Origin of the sequence: Arthrobacter sp. UC242_113, assembly GCF_044054585.1 — a bacterium.
Lineage (GTDB): Bacteria > Actinomycetota > Actinomycetes > Actinomycetales > Micrococcaceae > Arthrobacter.
Map to the genome: position 1 here is coordinate 3,662,644 of NZ_CP171968.1, position 15,230 is coordinate 3,677,873.

At 67.1% G+C, this 15,230-nt stretch carries 12 protein-coding genes; 4 read left to right on the top strand and 8 right to left on the bottom strand.

All coding sequences use genetic code 11. The annotated features are described in order from the left end of the window. Window positions 1-3 precede the first annotated feature (3 nt). Together ACHMXB_RS16690 and ACHMXB_RS16695 are read right to left on the bottom strand one after the other, a co-directional pair. Window positions 4-396: a DUF6379 domain-containing protein gene (locus ACHMXB_RS16690; protein ID WP_395400117.1), complete on the bottom strand. Its 393-nt coding sequence runs from the start codon at window positions 394-396 to the stop codon at window positions 4-6. Further along, window positions 389-1,426: a sugar phosphate isomerase/epimerase family protein gene (locus tag ACHMXB_RS16695; protein ID WP_395400119.1), complete on the bottom strand. Its 1,038-nt coding sequence runs from the start codon at window positions 1,424-1,426 to the stop codon at window positions 389-391. The genes ACHMXB_RS16690 and ACHMXB_RS16695 overlap by 8 nt, the downstream gene beginning before the upstream one ends. A 305-nt stretch (window positions 1,427-1,731) precedes the next feature. On the opposite strand from ACHMXB_RS16695, the gene ACHMXB_RS16700 reads away from it, so the two are divergent. Beyond that, entirely contained in the window at window positions 1,732-3,273 is a 1,542-nt protein-coding gene (locus tag ACHMXB_RS16700) for a GMC oxidoreductase (protein ID WP_395400121.1), read from the top strand. A gap of 75 nt (window positions 3,274-3,348) precedes the next feature. Here ACHMXB_RS16700 and ACHMXB_RS16705 read toward each other — a convergent pair whose 3' ends face one another. From ACHMXB_RS16705 to ACHMXB_RS16725, 5 genes are read right to left on the bottom strand one after another with little or no spacing between them, the layout of a single operon-like run. After that, window positions 3,349-5,553 (bottom strand): glycoside hydrolase family 3 N-terminal domain-containing protein, encoded by a 2,205-nt coding sequence (locus ACHMXB_RS16705; RefSeq protein ID WP_395400123.1) that lies wholly within the window; start codon window positions 5,551-5,553, stop codon window positions 3,349-3,351. A gap of 23 nt (window positions 5,554-5,576) precedes the next feature. Next, window positions 5,577-7,130: a family 43 glycosylhydrolase gene (locus ACHMXB_RS16710; RefSeq protein WP_395400125.1), complete on the bottom strand. Its 1,554-nt coding sequence runs from the start codon at window positions 7,128-7,130 to the stop codon at window positions 5,577-5,579. Further along, window positions 7,127-7,963, bottom strand: a complete 837-nt coding sequence (locus tag ACHMXB_RS16715) for a carbohydrate ABC transporter permease (RefSeq protein ID WP_395400127.1) — start codon at window positions 7,961-7,963, stop codon at window positions 7,127-7,129. Before ACHMXB_RS16715 ends, ACHMXB_RS16710 begins: the two co-directional genes overlap by 4 nt. 13 nt (window positions 7,964-7,976) lie before the next feature. Beyond that, on the bottom strand, window positions 7,977-8,924 hold the full coding sequence (locus ACHMXB_RS16720) for a carbohydrate ABC transporter permease (protein ID WP_395400129.1): 948 nt from the start codon (window positions 8,922-8,924) through the stop codon (window positions 7,977-7,979). Window positions 8,925-8,961: 37 nt separating this feature from the next. Continuing rightward, entirely contained in the window at window positions 8,962-10,281 is a 1,320-nt protein-coding gene (locus ACHMXB_RS16725) for an ABC transporter substrate-binding protein (protein ID WP_395400131.1), read from the bottom strand. A gap of 272 nt (window positions 10,282-10,553) precedes the next feature. On the opposite strand from ACHMXB_RS16725, the gene ACHMXB_RS16730 reads away from it, so the two are divergent. The 3 genes from ACHMXB_RS16730 to ACHMXB_RS16740 are packed head-to-tail and all read left to right on the top strand — an operon-like array spanning window position 10,554 to window position 13,946. Next, window positions 10,554-11,513, top strand: coding sequence for a glycosyl hydrolase (locus ACHMXB_RS16730; RefSeq protein WP_395400133.1), 960 nt, complete (start codon window positions 10,554-10,556; stop codon window positions 11,511-11,513). Then, on the top strand, window positions 11,458-13,071 hold the full coding sequence (locus ACHMXB_RS16735) for a glycosyl hydrolase (protein WP_395400135.1): 1,614 nt from the start codon (window positions 11,458-11,460) through the stop codon (window positions 13,069-13,071). Before ACHMXB_RS16730 ends, ACHMXB_RS16735 begins: the two co-directional genes overlap by 56 nt. Before the next feature lie 14 nt (window positions 13,072-13,085). Further along, complete coding sequence (locus tag ACHMXB_RS16740) at window positions 13,086-13,946, top strand: glycosylhydrolase-like jelly roll fold domain-containing protein (protein WP_395400137.1); 861 nt, start codon at window positions 13,086-13,088, stop codon at window positions 13,944-13,946. Here the strand turns inward: ACHMXB_RS16740 and ACHMXB_RS16745 are convergent. Continuing rightward, the gene (locus ACHMXB_RS16745) at window positions 13,943-15,223 is read right to left on the bottom strand and encodes an MFS transporter (RefSeq protein ID WP_395400139.1); all 1,281 of its coding nucleotides are present in this window, start codon (window positions 15,221-15,223) and stop codon (window positions 13,943-13,945) included. The two genes, ACHMXB_RS16740 and ACHMXB_RS16745, sit on opposite strands and share 4 nt — an antisense overlap. Window positions 15,224-15,230 lie beyond the last annotated feature (7 nt).

A 15,230-nucleotide genomic window follows, 5' to 3' on the forward strand; every position in this document is an offset into this window, starting at 1 on the left:
CGCTCAGCCCTGGAGGGCCAGGGTTTTCCGGTCCGCGCCGCCACCCGGGACCGGCATGTAGGAGATCCGCAGCCTTTCCCGGACCGAAATGGCGTGTTCCCCGCGGCCGAGGCCGCCGGCCTTGTCCACCGAGACGGTGGCCACTTCGCCCATCTCCCACCGGTCGTCAAAGATGCCCGGCAACTCGGTGAGCCGGTAGGTGTTGCCGTGGACCGTCAGCGAGACGGCTTCTGCCGGGGCGGTCTCCCCGTCCACCGTGACCTCGACGTCCTCAACCATGGAGAGGCCCAGCCCGCGGTAGTACGGCAGCCGGACGCCCAGTTCGAAGCCGGTGACGCCGTCGCCGTCGTGCACGTTGCGGAGGGTGTCCTCGACGATGATGTACTTATCAAACATTGCTGCCTCCAGCCGCGGCTGCCGCGGCAACGTCGATGGTGCGGTCCTCGCCGAGCAGCCGCTCGAACATCAGGTGCTGGCGGCGGACCTGGTCCACACTGTCCACTTCGTAAATGTCCTGGATGTGCCGGTTGCCCTCGTACTCGCTGGACAGGTAGCCGTCGTAGCCGCCCTCGATCAGCACAGGGATGATCTTCTCGTAAGGGATGCTGTACTCGACGCCCTCGTCGGTCATCTCGTAGAACTTCGCCTGGATGTGGTGGATGTAGGGCATGTGCTCGAGCATGGAGCGCGGGTCCTGCGCCGTCATGAAAGTGGCGATCCGTGCGACGCCCAGCTCGACGGGGTTGGCGCCCATGTAGTTGAACGTGTCCATGAGGCCATGCACGTCGCCGTGGTTGTTATAGGTCTCCACCGCGAGTTCCACCAGGTGGGGACGGGCACCGTCGCGGAGGGCACGCTCCGACATGACGCGCGGGAACCGCTCCACGAACGTGCCCATGTCCGGCATGAAGCCCAGCGCCGGCGACTGCAGGCGGTGCATGACTTCCAGGTGGCGCAGGATCCACGGGTGTTCGTAGTGGAACGGTGCGTGGACCTCCAGCAGGAGCTTCAGGTCCAGTGCTTCCGCGTAGGAAGCGCAGGCCTCCATGACCTCCGGCGGGGTGTTGATGATGGCCCGCACGTGGCGCGCACCGAGCCGCTTGGCGATGTCCAGGTCGCGGCGTACCGACTCTGCCGCTTCTTCCGTGGTCATGGTCCGGCCGGGGTACCGCTTGGTGTCGATGAACAGGTCGGTGGCGACTGTGGTGGTCCCGTACTTCTCCATCCAGCCATTCCACTGGCGGTAGAAGTCCTCGCCCGGGTTCGGATAGCCGGTGATGGACTGCTCGGGGATGATCTCGACGCCAAACGCGCCGATCGCGGCGGCTTCCCGGACACAGTCCTCAAGGGACATTTTTCGCAGGAAGTACTCTTCCTGATAGCTGTAGAAACTGACTCCACGCTTGATCTGATGGGCGGTATTCACACCCAGCTCCTCGTGTTTTTGGCGCGCTTCCGCGCGACACTTCGCACCGACCTACGACGGGCGTAAACCTCAACTTACCGCCAGCCGGAACCGATGTGCAGGGCCGGCGTGATCACTTCCGCCAATGCCCCGCATCACCGGTTTCGATGCTTCCCTTTCTCCCCGGGACTCCCCGCAGGGGCGCTTCGTCGGTTACGGTCTCTGATGGGTGCCTGCATCGTTAAAGGCCACATTGTGCGCTGATGCTCCCGGGCACCGTGCCCCGGACCACAGCCCGGGCACACGAAATCCGCAAAGGATTCCCCTTGAAAACCGAACCAGCCACCCTTTCCCGCGAAGCGGACGTCGTGATCGTCGGCAGCGGCCCGTCCGGTGCGGCCTACGCCCGCACCCTGCACGACGAGGCCCCGCACCTGCGCATCCTCATGGTTGAGGCGGGACCGGCGATCAGCACGCCCCTCGGCGGCCACATCAAGAACATCGCCGACTCCGAGGCCCGGACCGCCGCGCAGCTCGCGTCCCAGGGTCCGGTGACGTCCATAAACCCCGACGCCGGCGTGCCCGGCCCCGGACGGCCGGGCACCTTCCTGCTCCGGCCCGAGTCGACGGCAAGGGCTGGTATGCCCGCTGCCGCCATGTCGAGCAACGTGGGCGGCATGGGCGCCCACTGGACCTGCGCCTGCCCCCGCCCGGGTGGCGCCGAACGGATCCCGTTCCTGGACCCTGACCACCTGAATGCCGCCCTGCAGGACGCCGAACGGCTGCTGTCCGTCACGTCGTCGGCCTTCGACGACGCCCCCTTCTCCGGTGAGGTGCGGCGCCGCCTGTCCGCCGCCTTTAATCGCACCGGCCCTGCCGCCGTGCAGCCCATGCCGCTGGCGGTCCGCAAGCATAACGACGGTTCCGTCACCTGGTCCGGGACCGACGTCGTCCTCGGCCCCCTGGCCGGCGCGGCGCACAAGGGCACGTTTGAACTCAGGGCCGGAACGCTCTGCCGGAAGGTGCTGCTCGACGGCGGCAGGGTGGCAGGGGCGCTGCTGCGGGACGTAGAAACAGGGACGGAATACGAAGTGACCGCCCCGGTGGTTGTCGTCGCCGGCGACGCGCTCCGCACGCCTCAGCTGCTCTTCGCCTCGGGAATCAGGCCCCGGGCCCTCGGCCGGTACCTGAACGACCAGCCGCAGGTGATCAGCGCAGTGCGGCTTCCCGCCGAGGCGGTGGCGGCAGAAACAGCACGGTCCACGGCAGATGGCGGCACGGGATCCGCCGCGTCCCGCCACAGCGGTGTCTCCTGGGTACCGTACACGGACGATGAGCCCTTCCACGGCCAGGTCATGCAGCTGGACGCCTCCCCCATCCCGCTGGCCGAGGACGATCCTGTGGTTCCGGGCTCTGTGATCGGGCTGGGCTGGTTCTGCGCCACGGAGCCCGTGGAGGAGAACCGGGTGGAGTTCGACGACACCGCCTTGGACCACTACGGCATGCCGCGCATGGACATCCACTACAGCCTGACGTGGAAGGACCTGGAGGTGGTCGAGGCAGCCAAGGCTGCCGTGGTCCGCGCGGGCAACGCCCTCGGCACCTTCCTGGATGACCGGCCCCCGTTTCTGCTTCCCGCCGGAACCTCCCTCCACTACCAGGGCACCGTGCGGATGGGCCGGGACGACGACGGCACGTCCGTATGCGGGGCCGACAGCCAGGTCTGGGGCACGGACGGGCTGTATGTCGCCGGCAACGGCGTCATCCCGACGTCGACTGCCTGCAACCCGACCCTGACCTCCGTTGCGCTGGCAGTGATCGGAGCCCGCTCGGTTGCCCGGCGCTTCAGCATGGTCCGGCCCGGCTGAACTGGCTCAGCCGCAGCCGGGCTGCACAAAAAGGAGGAGGTGCCGGCGGCACCTCCTCCTTCTGCTGGCGGAAGCTCAGCCTTCGACCGTGAACACAGCGCCCAGCGGGGAGTCCAACCCGCCGCCGGCGTAGATCTCAAACTCGCCCGGCTCCACGACGTACTCCCCGGCGTTATCCCAGAAACCCAGGTCCTCCCAGCCCAGTTCGAAGTGCAGTTCCCGCGCCTCGCCGCTGCTGAGCAGTGTCCTCGTGAACGCCCGCAACCGCCGGACGGGCTGGGCCAGCGAGGCCACCCGGTCACGGACGAACACAAAGGTTACCTCGTCGCCGTCGCGGTCCCCCACGTTGGCCACGTTGATGGTCAGGCCAAGGGTTGCCACGTCCCGCAGCGCCCCAAGCGGGAGGCGCTCCGTGGACAGCTGCAGCCCGCCGTAGGCAAAGGACGTGTAACTCAGCCCGTGGCCGAACGGGAACTGCGGGCCCAGCTCAAGGTCCAGGTACTTCGATGTGTAGCGGTCGTCGGTGTTGCCGGGCCCGAACAGCCCAATGTCCTGCACGCCCTCACCCAGCCGGGCTGCCCTGCGGGCTGGCCTTCCGGTGTTCTCGTGGTCGTAGTGGACCGGCACCTGGCCGGATGACCGGGGAAAGGACATGGGCAGGCGGCCGCCGGGATTGACGGCCCCCGTCAGCACGCGGGCGACGGCGGCCGGGCCTTCCAGCCCCAGGTGCCAGGCTTCGAGGACGCTGGGCGCCTCGTCGATCCAGCCGGCGGTCACCAGCGGCCGGCCGTTGAACATCACGACGGTGAAAGGGGTGCCGGTACCGGCGACCTCACGGATCAGTGTCTCCTGCCAGCCGGGCAGGCGGAGGTCGCTGCGCGAACTCGCCTCGCCGGTGATGCCGGAGGGCTCCCCGACGGCCACAATCACCACGTCGTGGCTGGCCGCAGCCGCCCGGGCTTCGGCCAGGAGGGCCTCATCCGGCTCGTAGAAGTGGCTTCCCTGCAGGACGGTGAGGTCCCAGTCCGGGCACTCGTGGCGCAGTGCATCCGCGAGCGACCCGGACGGCGCGGCAAACGACTGGACCCAGGTCCCGAGATGGTCGGCGCTCTCGGCGTACGGGCCCACCAGCAGTACCTTCTGACGCTTGCGGCCCAGCGGCAGCGTGCCGTCATTCTTGAGCAGCACCAGGCTCTTCTCGGCGGCTTCCCGGGCGAGGCCCCGGCTCTCGGCCGCCGGCTCGGTGACCTCCCGGGCGGGATCAACGAAGGGTTCATCGAAGAGACCCAGGGCATGCTTGAGCCGGAGCACCCGCCGGACGGCGTCCTCCACGCGGGCTTCGTCGACGTCGTTCGGCGAAAGCCGGGCGGCGCCGCTGCCGTCGAACATGTTGCCGCCCATTTCTACGTCGAGCCCCGCACCGACGGATTGCCGCAGGGCGTCTTCGAGGTCCGTGGCGACGCCGTGGTCGATGAGATTCACCACGCCCTCCGCATCGCCGACAATGGCGCCGGCGAAGCCCCATTCGTCCTTCAGCAGATCCGTCAGGAGCCCGCTGTTGGCGTGGACGGGGCGGCCGGCAACGGTGTTGAACGAGGCCATGACCGTCGCGGCGCCTGCGGCTACCGCGGCCCGGAAGGGTTCCAGGTACACGTTGCGCAACCGCTGGATGGAAAGGTCGACGGTGTTGTAGTCGCGGCCGCCCTCGGGCTGGCTGTAGGCCACGAAGTGCTTGACGCAGGACAGGATCGAGCCGGGGTCGGCGAGCGAGTCGCCCTGGTAGGCGCGCACCTTCGCTGCGCCGAAGACGCTGTTCACGTGGGTGTCCTCGCCGAAGCCCTCGACCACCCGGCCCCAGCGCGGGTCGCGTGACACGTCGACCATCGGGGAGAAGGTCCAGTTCACGCCGCCGGAGCGTGCCTCCTGGGCCGAGACGCGGGCGTCCGTTGCCGCAACTTCCGGGTCGAAGCTGCTGGCCTGGGCCAGCGGGGTGGGAAAGATTGTCCGGTGCCCGTGGACGACGTCGAGCCCCACCAGCAGCGGGATGCCGTGCGGAGTTTCCTCCCGGGCTACGCGCTGCAGCTCGTTGGTGGCCTCGGCGTTCCGGGGCCAGAAGACCGCTCCGATGCCGGCGCGCACCAGGTCCTTGGCATCCTCAAGTTTGGGGCGGAAGGCGATTTGGAGCTGTCCGAGTTTCTGCTCCCACGTCATCCGGGCGATAAGGTCCTCGATGACCACCTCAACCGCGTCCCGTCGTCGTACGTCCTGGTGGATCGTCATGCGCACCTTCCTGTGTAGTGTCGTCAGTCTTCTAGGGCGCGGTACTGAAAGTTCCGGAAGCGCACCCGGCCCGTACCGGTCGCGAACAACGCCGGGCGGAGGCTGAGCAGCTCGTCAGCCGTGTTGGTGTTGTAGCCGGAGACTTCAGACCGCAGCCCGTGCCGTGTCCATGCGATGCCGTCACGGCTGTAGAACAGCGTGAGGATGTTGGCGTTATTGACGATCCGCAGGTGCAGGTTCCGGGTTTCCGGAGCGGGTTCCTTCCGCCAGTAGTGGAGATCCCGGCCCGCCCGGTAGGTGAAGATTCTCTCCTCGTTGAACCCGAGGCCGGCAAAGAGGCGGTTGCTGTAGTACAGAAGAAGACCGCCGACGGCATCTCCCAGGAGTTCGACCTGCACGGTCACCTCGTAGGAGTGGTCACCGACGAGGCAGGTGAGCGGAGAACTGTCGGCCGGGGAACTGCCTCTCCCCTGCAGCAGAAGGCCGTCACCGAAGGACGCTCGGGCGTACTCGTCGGCCGCCGGGGCGTGGAAGGTCCATTGGGTGCCGAAACGCGGTTCCTTGAAGTCGTCGGAAAGGGCGATGCCGTGGATTGCGGGGTCCTGGCCCGGTATCCGGTCAAGCGGTGCCTTCAGGGGTACCGAAAGATCTCCGCCCTGGGCGACCGGCCAGCCGTCCTCCGTCCATTCCACCGGTTCAAGGAGAGTCTGCCGGCCCAGGGTGAGGTAGCCGTTTTCATAGCCGTGATAGATCATCCACCAGCGGCCCCCAGGTCCCTCGAAAAGGGTCGCGTGGCCCCGGCTCCACCACTTTTCCTTGGCGTCCCAGGTGCGGACGATGGGGTTGTCGGGGCAGTCCTCCCAAGGGCCGTGCACCGAATGTGAACGGGCAACCGTGACCATGTGGCCGGTGGGAGGACCCGAGGTTCCTCCCACCGCCGATGTCAGGTAGAACCATTTGCCGCGGCGGACGAGCTTGGGTCCTTCCAGGGCATACGCCTCGGTCACCCAGTCATCGGGGTACTTCCATCCGTCGTAGACGTGTTCCTTCGGACCGTCGACGCTCAGCCCGTCGTCAGTAAGGCGAACCCGGCTCATGCCGTTCGTGAACAGGTATCGCTTACCGTCCTCGCCCACGACATGGCCGGGGTCGATCTGGTCGAAGATTCCGACCGGCGCCGGGTCACTCCATGGGCCCCTCATGTCCGGGGCGTGAATGACGTAGATCTGCTGGCGGGGGTCCGGTGACACCGCGGTTGGTATCACCGGTATGTAGATGTAGTAGCGTCCCTCGTGCTTGCACATGTCCACGGCGAAAACGCTGCCGATGGGTTGCCGGAGGGCCGGCCCTATCGGAGCCCAGTTGAGGAGGTCGCGCGAATGCCAGATCATCAATCCCGGGGCGGCTTCAAACGACGAGAACGTCAGGTAGTAGTCGTCGCCGTCGCGAAGAATCGCGGGGTCAGGCCGGTCCCCGGAGAACACCGGGTTTAGATACGTACCGTCCCCCTGGCCTGCAATCCGCTGTCCTTCCACGCCCTGGGCGGCAGTGGACTGGTCGACACCGGCCGCCGTCACGACTTAACACCCCCGGTGAAGCCCTGGATGAACTGTTTCTGCGCCATGAGGAAGAACGCGAGGATGGGAATCATGGAGATGATGATGGCGGCGAAGATGACGTTCCACTGGGAGACGCTCTCGCCCACGAAGTTGTAGATCACCACGGGCAGGGTCACAGCGTCTGAGCCGTTGAGGAAGATCAGGCCGGTGAAGAAGTCATTCCAGACAATGAGGCCGGTGAAGATGGCGACGGTGCCGGTGGCCGGCGACAGCAGCGGGAAGATGATCTTGCGGAACACCGTGAACCGGGACGCGCCGTCGATCTGGGCTGCCTCCTCGTAGTCCCGCGCTATGCCGTTGGTGAACCCCATGTACAGGAAGATCGAAATGGGCAGCAGGGCTCCGGCGTACATGATGATGGTGCCGATGTGGGTGCCCACCAGCCCTACATTCCGCATTCCCACATAGATGGGGATGATCGCGGCCTGGGCCGGCAGGACCATGGTGACCAGGATCAGGCCCATGGCCACCTTGCTCAGCTTTCCCGTCCGCCGGCTCAGAGTGTAGGCCGAGAGTGATCCGATCAGCACCAGCAGCAGGACGCTTCCGGCGGTGATGATGACGCTGTTGAGCATCCCGTCCATGAGCGTGGCCTGGCGGCCGCCCCGGAGGGCTTGGCCGAAGGCCTCCAGCGTGGGGTTGGTGGCGAGCTCGACGGCGGAGGTGGTCAGCGCGTCGGAGCTGTTTTTGAACGCCATGTTGAGCAGGAAGTAGAAGGGAAGCAGGAACACCAGCGCGACGAGGATGATCCCCACTTCACGGATCAGGGTCTTCTTTGTGTAACGGAACATTCGTCTGGCCTTCTTACTTGCTCGGACGGAGGAGGAGGCGCTGGGCCACGGTCAGGACGATGATGATCAGGGACATGACCAGGGCCAGGGCGGCGCCGAAGCCGAAGCGGCCCATCACGAACGTTTCCTTGTAGATGGTGACGGCGAGCGTTTCGGAGGCACCGTAGGGACCGCCGCCGGTCAACGCCTGGATCTGGTCGAAGACCCGCAGTCCGTTGATCAGCATCAGCGTCATCGCTATGACCACTGAAGGCATGATGGCAGGCAGGACCACGTAGTTGAACCGCTTCCAGAGCCCGGCGCCGTCCAAGGCGGCAGCCTCTTCCAGTTCTGGGGATACGGTGGCCAGCCCGGCCAGGTACATCACCATCACCAGGCCCACGTTCTGCCAGACCATCACCGTGATGATGGCCGGCAGCACGGTGGACGGGTCCCCGAGCCACGTTTTCTGCAGCGAATCGAGGCCGACTGCGCCCAGCAACTCGTTGAGCGGTCCGTCCTGCTCGAAGATGAATTTCCAGATGTAGGAGGTCGCCAGCGAGCTGAGGACCACCGGCGCGAAAATCAGGGTCCGGACGATGTTCCGGGACTTCACGGTCCGATTGAGGCCCAGGGCCAGGAGCAGGCCGATCACGTTGGTCAGCACCACGAACGAAATACCGATGATGAACGTGTTGATGAGCGCGGTGGTGGTGGGGCCGCCCTTGGCTATCGCTGCAAAGTTATCCCAGCCGACAAACTGCCACTTTCCGAGGCCTTTCCAGTTGGTGAAGGCGAAGAAAGCGCCGATCGCGCTGGGTGCATAGTGAATCAGGACCAGCGCGATTAGTGCGGGCGTGAACCACCACCAGCTGGCAAAACGGCGTTCGACACTCCGAGCGGCCTTTTTCGGATCGGCGGAGGGGACGGGGCGCCCGGTTGCCCGGGCGCCTTGCCTCTTCTCCTCAAGTTGTGCGGTCATGGGAATCAGTTCCAATCAGTTGCGGTGTCGGGTCCGCTTAGGCGCCGCGGTCGTATTCCGCGTCCATGGTCTTCAGGACCTGGTCCGGCGTTGCCTGCCCGGTCAGGAGGCCCTGGATACCGGTGCCGAGGGAGTCGTAGACGCCGCTGTTGGGCCACAGGTAGTTCGGCTGGGTGACGATTTTCTTGTCCGCCTCAGCAAAGTACGGCTCGAGGCTCGGGAACTGGGATGGCACCTTGCCCGAGATGGCGGCCGTGACAGAAACATTGCCGTTGCCCTTGGCAAGGGCGTCCTGGTTCGCCGGCTGGGCCAGGTATTCGAGGAACTTCAGGGTGGACCCGACGTGCTTGCCCGCGGCGTTCACTGCCAGTGCGTTCCCCGGGCTGGCGATCAGCCGGGTGTCCTCGGCAGTGTCGCCGGGGATGACGCCGACGTCGAAGGATCCGTCCTTGACCTGCGCGCGCAGTGCAGCGACAGCACCGGCCGGGGCGAAGACGGCCGTCACCTTGCCCTGTGCCACCGCCGGGAAGAGCTGGTCGAAGCCGGCGCCTGCGGCACCGTCCTGGTAGCAGCCTGCGTCCTTGAACTCGACGATGCGCTCAAGGACCTTCTTCCAGTCCGAGTCGGCGAAGGTGGTTTCCTTCTTGGCGCGCTTCTCGTCCCACTGCGGGTCCTTGGCGTAGACGAGCGATGCGGCGATCTGCATGGCGTGCAGTCCGGTGTTGGCGCCGGACGTGCCGGCGACGGCAAACAGGGACTTGCCGGCGGCCCGCACCTTCTTGCACTGGTCGAGCACTTCGGCCGTCGTTGTCGCGGGCTTGAGCCCCAGCGCCTTCAGGGCACCGACGTTCTGGAGCTCGGTGATCGGCGCCAGGTCAGCAGGAACCGCGTAGAGCTTGTCGGCGTCGTAATAGAGGTTCTTGGCCGACGCGGGAATGGCGTCTGCGGCCCACTTCTCACTGGTGAGGTCCTGCAGGTAGCCCGCCTCGGCCAGCGCGGCGAACGACTGGTTGTTGCCGTGACCCGCCGCAACATAGAAGATGTCCGGCGCGTTGCCCGCCTGCAGCTGCGTGCGCATGGTCTGGCCATGCTGGTCATTGGGGGATTCCACCAGCTTGATGGTGATGTTCGGGTTCTTCTGGTGGAAGGAATCGATCAGTGCCTGGTAGGGGTTGGCCGTGCCGCCGCCGGTGAAGGCGGGGGTAGCCAGCGTGATTTCCACGGGGCCGGTTTCCTCGGCGACGGGCTCGCTGCCCGCCCCGCTCCCGCCGCAGGCACTGAGTGCCAGCGCGGCAACCGACGTAAGCGCGGCGGCACTGAGGAACCTCCGGATGCCTGTACGTGAAGTGTGCTTCATGGTGTGGCCTTTCATGACGTCTTTGTCCTGTCGCTCGGGGCGATCAGCGGATTTGAGCCTGACCCAAGGGCAAATCCCCTGGGTTTGTTGGGCTGGCTCCTGTCAATCAAGGTAGGCCAGGTCACATGGGGCATGGAAATAGTTATCGTCTATGCTCACCATCTTCTTCCCGCATAGCCGTTTTCCCCTATGCGCGGATGCCAGGTCCTAAGGTGATTTCAGGTCCCGCGGCAGCCGCCGCCATATCCCGACGCTTGAAGGATAACCCCGCCATGCCCGCAGACGTGCCCTCCCGTGACGACGCCGCAGCCGCCCTGTTCAGTGAATTCGTGACCCCGCCCGCCCCCGCCAGGCCCCGCGTGTGGTGGCACTGGATGGACGGCAACGTCAACGAGGCCGGCATCGTCAAGGACCTGGAATGGCTGAAGTCCGTCGGCGTCGGCGGAGTGCAGGCATTCAACGGCGCGATGGGCACACCCGCCTACACGCCCGAGCCTGTGGCCTTCCGCTCCCCCGCCTGGCGGTCCGCCATGTCCTGCGCCGCGGCAACCGCGGACCGGCTGGGGCTGGAGCTGTCCATCGCCACGTCCGCCGGCTGGAGCGCCACCGGAGGCCCGTGGGTAAGGCCGGCGGCGGGTATGAAGAAGCTGGTGTGGACCACTACGCGGGTTTCCGCCGCGAGGGTCCCGGCCCGGGCCGCCCGACTGGCCGTCCCGCCGTCGAACTCGGGGCCGTACCAGGACGTCCCGTTCGCGGCTGTGCGCCAAGCCAACATCCAGGTGCCGGACCACTTTGAGGATGTGGCCGTACTGGCGTTCCCCGCCCGGCCGGGCCACCTCCCGCTCGAGCCATCGGCCGTAAGCAGCGGCACGACGGCGGCCGGTGCCGCTGCGGGGGACGGGCAGAGGCCCCTGGCATCACTGAGCGACGGTTCCTTCTGGCCGGCAATGGAGCTGCCAATGGAGCCGGGTTCGGCGGGAGCGGGCGGCGCGGTCAATCCACAAGCCTGGATCCTTGCCGAGTTCCCGGAGCCGACGGCGGTGGGGTCCGTCCGCGTGGGGCTTCCGTCCCGCCGTGGTTTTCGGAACGGCCCCCGCTCCCCTGGCCCGTCTCGAGTCAAGTACCGACGGCGGGAGCTACACTCCCGTCGCCGACCTCCCGGTGTCCGGATCCCCGGTGCGCTCTGCAACCTTCCCGCCGGTGACTGCCCGGTACTTCCGTCTGGTTCTTGAGCAGCCCGCAGCCGGCGGCGTCCCGGTGGCAGCCGGTATCAAACCGCTCGTCCTCACCAGTCCGGTTGACGGCAACCCGACGGTTGCCGTCTCCGCCCTCCAGCTTTTCGCCGGACCGCGGGTCAACCGGGCCGAGGAGAAGGCTGGATACGCTCCGGTCCCCGATTTCTACGCCTTGGAGACCCAGACACCGGACACCCCAGCTCAGGAAACCGACGCCGGCAAGCCGGGTGCCGCCGTCGGACTCCAGGACGTACTGGACCTGACAGGCCGCATGGGCCCGGACGGCTCGCTCGACTGGGCGCCGAAAGCGGGCGAATGGACCGTTCTGCGCCTGGGCTACTCCCTCACCGGCCACGTCAACGCTCCTGCACCCGCCGACGCCACCGGGCTGGAAGTGGACAAACTGGATGCCAGCCTGGTGCAGGAGTACCTGGAAACCTATCTGGGGTTCTTCGAGGATGCGGTGGGAAGCGGACTGCCGGGCATCACATCGCTGCTCAGCGACAGCATCGAGTCCGGGCCGCAGAACTGGACACCCCGTATGCGCGAGGAGTTCCAGCACCGTCGGGGTTATGACCTGATTCCATGGTTGCCTGCGCTGACCGGGATCATCGTGGAATCCGCGGAACGCAGCGACGCCTTCCTCTGGGACTACCGGCGGACCATAGCCGAGCTCCTCGCTGACAACCACTACGGCACGCTGGCCCGGCTGGCCCGCGAGCGCGGGCTGGGCTACTACGCCGAGGCGCTGGAGGATCACCGGCCGCAGCTGGGGGATGACCTCGAGATGCGTTCACACGCGGACGTGCCGATGGGAGCCATGTGGTGCTACACACCGGAGGAAGGCCCGCGGCAGACCTACGTCGCCGACGTACAGGGTGCCGCGTCCGTGTCGCATGTGTATGGAAAAGCCGCCACCGGCGCCGAGTCAATGAGCGCGTTCGGCCGGCCCTTCCAGTTCACGCCGCAGGTTCTGAAGCCGATCGTGGACATGGAGTTCGCGCTCGGGGTGAATCTGCTGAACATCCACACCTCGCCGCACCAGCCCGACGGTGTGCCGAAGCCGGGCATCACCCTGTCGCCGTACCTTGGCCAGTCCTTCACTCGGAATGACACCTGGGCGCACGCCGCCGGTCCCTGGATCAGTTACCTGGCCCGGTGCAGCCACCTGCTCCAGCAGGGGACTTACGCTGCCGACGTCGCCTACTTCTACGGCGAGGAGGCACCAGTAACCGGAGTTTTCGGGGATGCCTCGCCGGAGGTTCCCGCCGGCTACGGCTTTGACTTCATCAACCTGGACGGCCTGCTCAACCATGTCACCGTGACGGACGACGGCGGTCTGCTCACCACCGGTGGTGTGCGCTACCGGCTGCTGTACCTGGGCGGGACCAGCCACCGGATGACCCTCGCTGCCGTCCGGCGGGTCACTGAACTGCTCGACGCCGGTGCCACCGTGGCGGGCTGGCGTCCGGAGGGCTCGCCCAGTGCCGGGGACGAGGCCCGTCTCTGGGCGGAATCTGTCGACGCGCTGTGGAAGCCAGGCCGGCCGGGCTAATTGATTTGGCCGGGGTGCCGGTTCCCGAAGGTCTCGCCACCGCCTTGGAGCGGGCTGGAGTGGGGCCGGACTGGATGCTTGAAGTTGCGGAGCAGGCTGTGCTGCCGGTGATTCACCGCCGGCTGGACGCCGGGGAGCTGTACTTCATCAGCAACCAGCGGGACCGCACCGAGTCCGTGACTGCCACGTTCCGGGCAGGCTGCGCTTCGGCAGAACTGTGGGACGCCGTCCGGGGTACACGGAGCGCGCTGTATTCACGGCTTGTGCCGAGCGGAACTGTTGTCGAGCTTGAGTTGCCGCCCTTTGCCTCGGCATTTGTGCTGCTGAGGCGCGACGCCGCCGAAGGTGCCGCTTCCGCCACAGCCCCTCCTCTTACTACGGCAGCCCGGGAGCTGGGCGGCCCTTGGACCGTCACCTTCGCAGGCGACGGACAGTCCCCGGCACCGCTCACCATGGACCGGCCCACGCACTGGAGTGGCCCAGACGCACATGATGCTCCCACAGACGTGAAGTACTTCTCCGGCACTGGCACTTACAGCACCGAGTTCGACGTCGACGGGTCCGTGCTCGCCCCTGGTGAACGGCTGTTCCTTGACCTCGGCGACGTCCGGGACCTCGCCGAGGTCACCCTCAATGGGCAGCAGATGGGCGTCGTGTGGACCGCCCCGTTCCGTGTGGAGGTAACCGGAGCTGTCCGTGCCGGCGTCAACAGGCTTGAGATTGCCGTGACCAACGCCTGGGCCAACCGCCTCGCCGGGGACGCCGCGGAGGACCGGACCGGGAGGCCCGGCGCCCAGATCTTCGAACCCGGTGGCCCGCTCCTGCCGGCCGGGCTGGCAGGGCCGGTCAGACTCACGGGGCCCCTGCGGCTCTAGTCCGCCCAGCGGCCGGAGCTGTGGCGGTCCAGGGCTGATGCCCCGGCAGCGGCCAGGATGAGTGCGGCGGCAAGGAATAAGGGAAACCGCGGCTCCCCGGTGATGACGACGCCGGCCGCGGCTGTTCCGGCGGACCCGGCAGCGATCTTGAGGGCACCGACCCAAACAAATACCTGCCCCCGGACCTGCGGCGGAGCAAACTCGCTGCGGGCGGCAAGCGTTGCGGCGAAAAAGTACGAGTTCATGACCCCCGCAACGGCGTATGCGGCGACGGCAGGCGCAAAGGACACCGACACCGCGGCTACGGCGAGCGCCGCGGCCACCAAGCCGGCCAGCCGCGTCACCAGTCGGTCCGCGTCGCCCCGCAGCGGGCGGCACAAGACTCCCGCAGAACCGGCCAGGCCGCCCAACCCGTAGGCGGCCGTCAGGATGCCGGCGGCCGCCGGTTGGACCTGGAATGTGGCGGTGGAGGCGACGGCGGCGATGGGAAGCGCGGCAACTGAGAACGCCACGGTGATGGTCAGGTAGAGCATCCTCCTAAGGCGGCCGGTAACAGCCATTAGCCGAAGGGTCTGAACCGGCTTCGGAACGTCGGTTGCCGGCGCTGCGGGAGGCGCGTGAGGCAGCAACCGCACGAGGGCGGCGGCAACGAATGTGGCCCCCGCCAGGATGAGCGCGGCTGCTGTGGGTCCGGCCCAGGCTGAGATGGCGGCCACGACGCTCGGGCCGATGGTCCCGCCGATTCCATAGGTGGCAACATCCCAGCCCTGGGCCCGGCGCTGGCTGACACGGTCCGGGCCGGCGATCGCCGGAAGGCGGCTGCTGATGCCGCCGGTCAGCAACGGACCAACCAGCCCCGAAGCCACGAGCAGAAGGCCCGTCACCGCCGGCCACATCACCGGGTATAGCAGCACGGCAGCCGCCAGGGTGGCGCCGTGGAGGACGCACGCCCACGCAATCAGGACGCGTCCGTCGCGGCAGGAGTCCAGGCTCCGCGCCACCATGGGCCCCAGCAGGTGCGGGGCGGTGATGCAGGCGGCGAGCAGGCCGGCAAGCCAGCCCGGCGCCCCGCTGGTGGTGACCATGAGCACGATCGCGACTACGGCTCCGCCGTCCGCGGTGCGCGCCAGTGTCGCGGCCGCCACGTAGCGCGCCAATCCGCTGCTTTTCCGGGCCAGGTCCGGTGCCGGCTGACCGCGCTGGACTGTCCTCCACCGCGGCGCTTCTTGCTCCGCCGGTGCTTTTTGCTCCGCCGTACCGCGGTTCAGGCTACGCATGCCGCAC

Coding starts and splice junctions, on each gene's coding strand:
- ACHMXB_RS16745 (WP_395400139.1), bottom strand. CDS start 15,223: ATGCGTAGCCTGAACCGCGGTACGGCGGAGCAAAAAGCACCGGCGGAG.
- ACHMXB_RS16690 (WP_395400117.1), bottom strand. CDS start 396: ATGTTTGATAAGTACATCATCGTCGAGGACACCCTCCGCAACGTGCAC.
- ACHMXB_RS16725 (WP_395400131.1), bottom strand. CDS start 10,281: ATGAAGCACACTTCACGTACAGGCATCCGGAGGTTCCTCAGTGCCGCC.
- ACHMXB_RS16730 (WP_395400133.1), top strand. CDS start 10,554: ATGCCCGCAGACGTGCCCTCCCGTGACGACGCCGCAGCCGCCCTGTTC.
- ACHMXB_RS16720 (WP_395400129.1), bottom strand. CDS start 8,924: ATGACCGCACAACTTGAGGAGAAGAGGCAAGGCGCCCGGGCAACCGGG.
- ACHMXB_RS16705 (WP_395400123.1), bottom strand. CDS start 5,553: ATGACGATCCACCAGGACGTACGACGACGGGACGCGGTTGAGGTGGTC.
- ACHMXB_RS16715 (WP_395400127.1), bottom strand. CDS start 7,963: ATGTTCCGTTACACAAAGAAGACCCTGATCCGTGAAGTGGGGATCATC.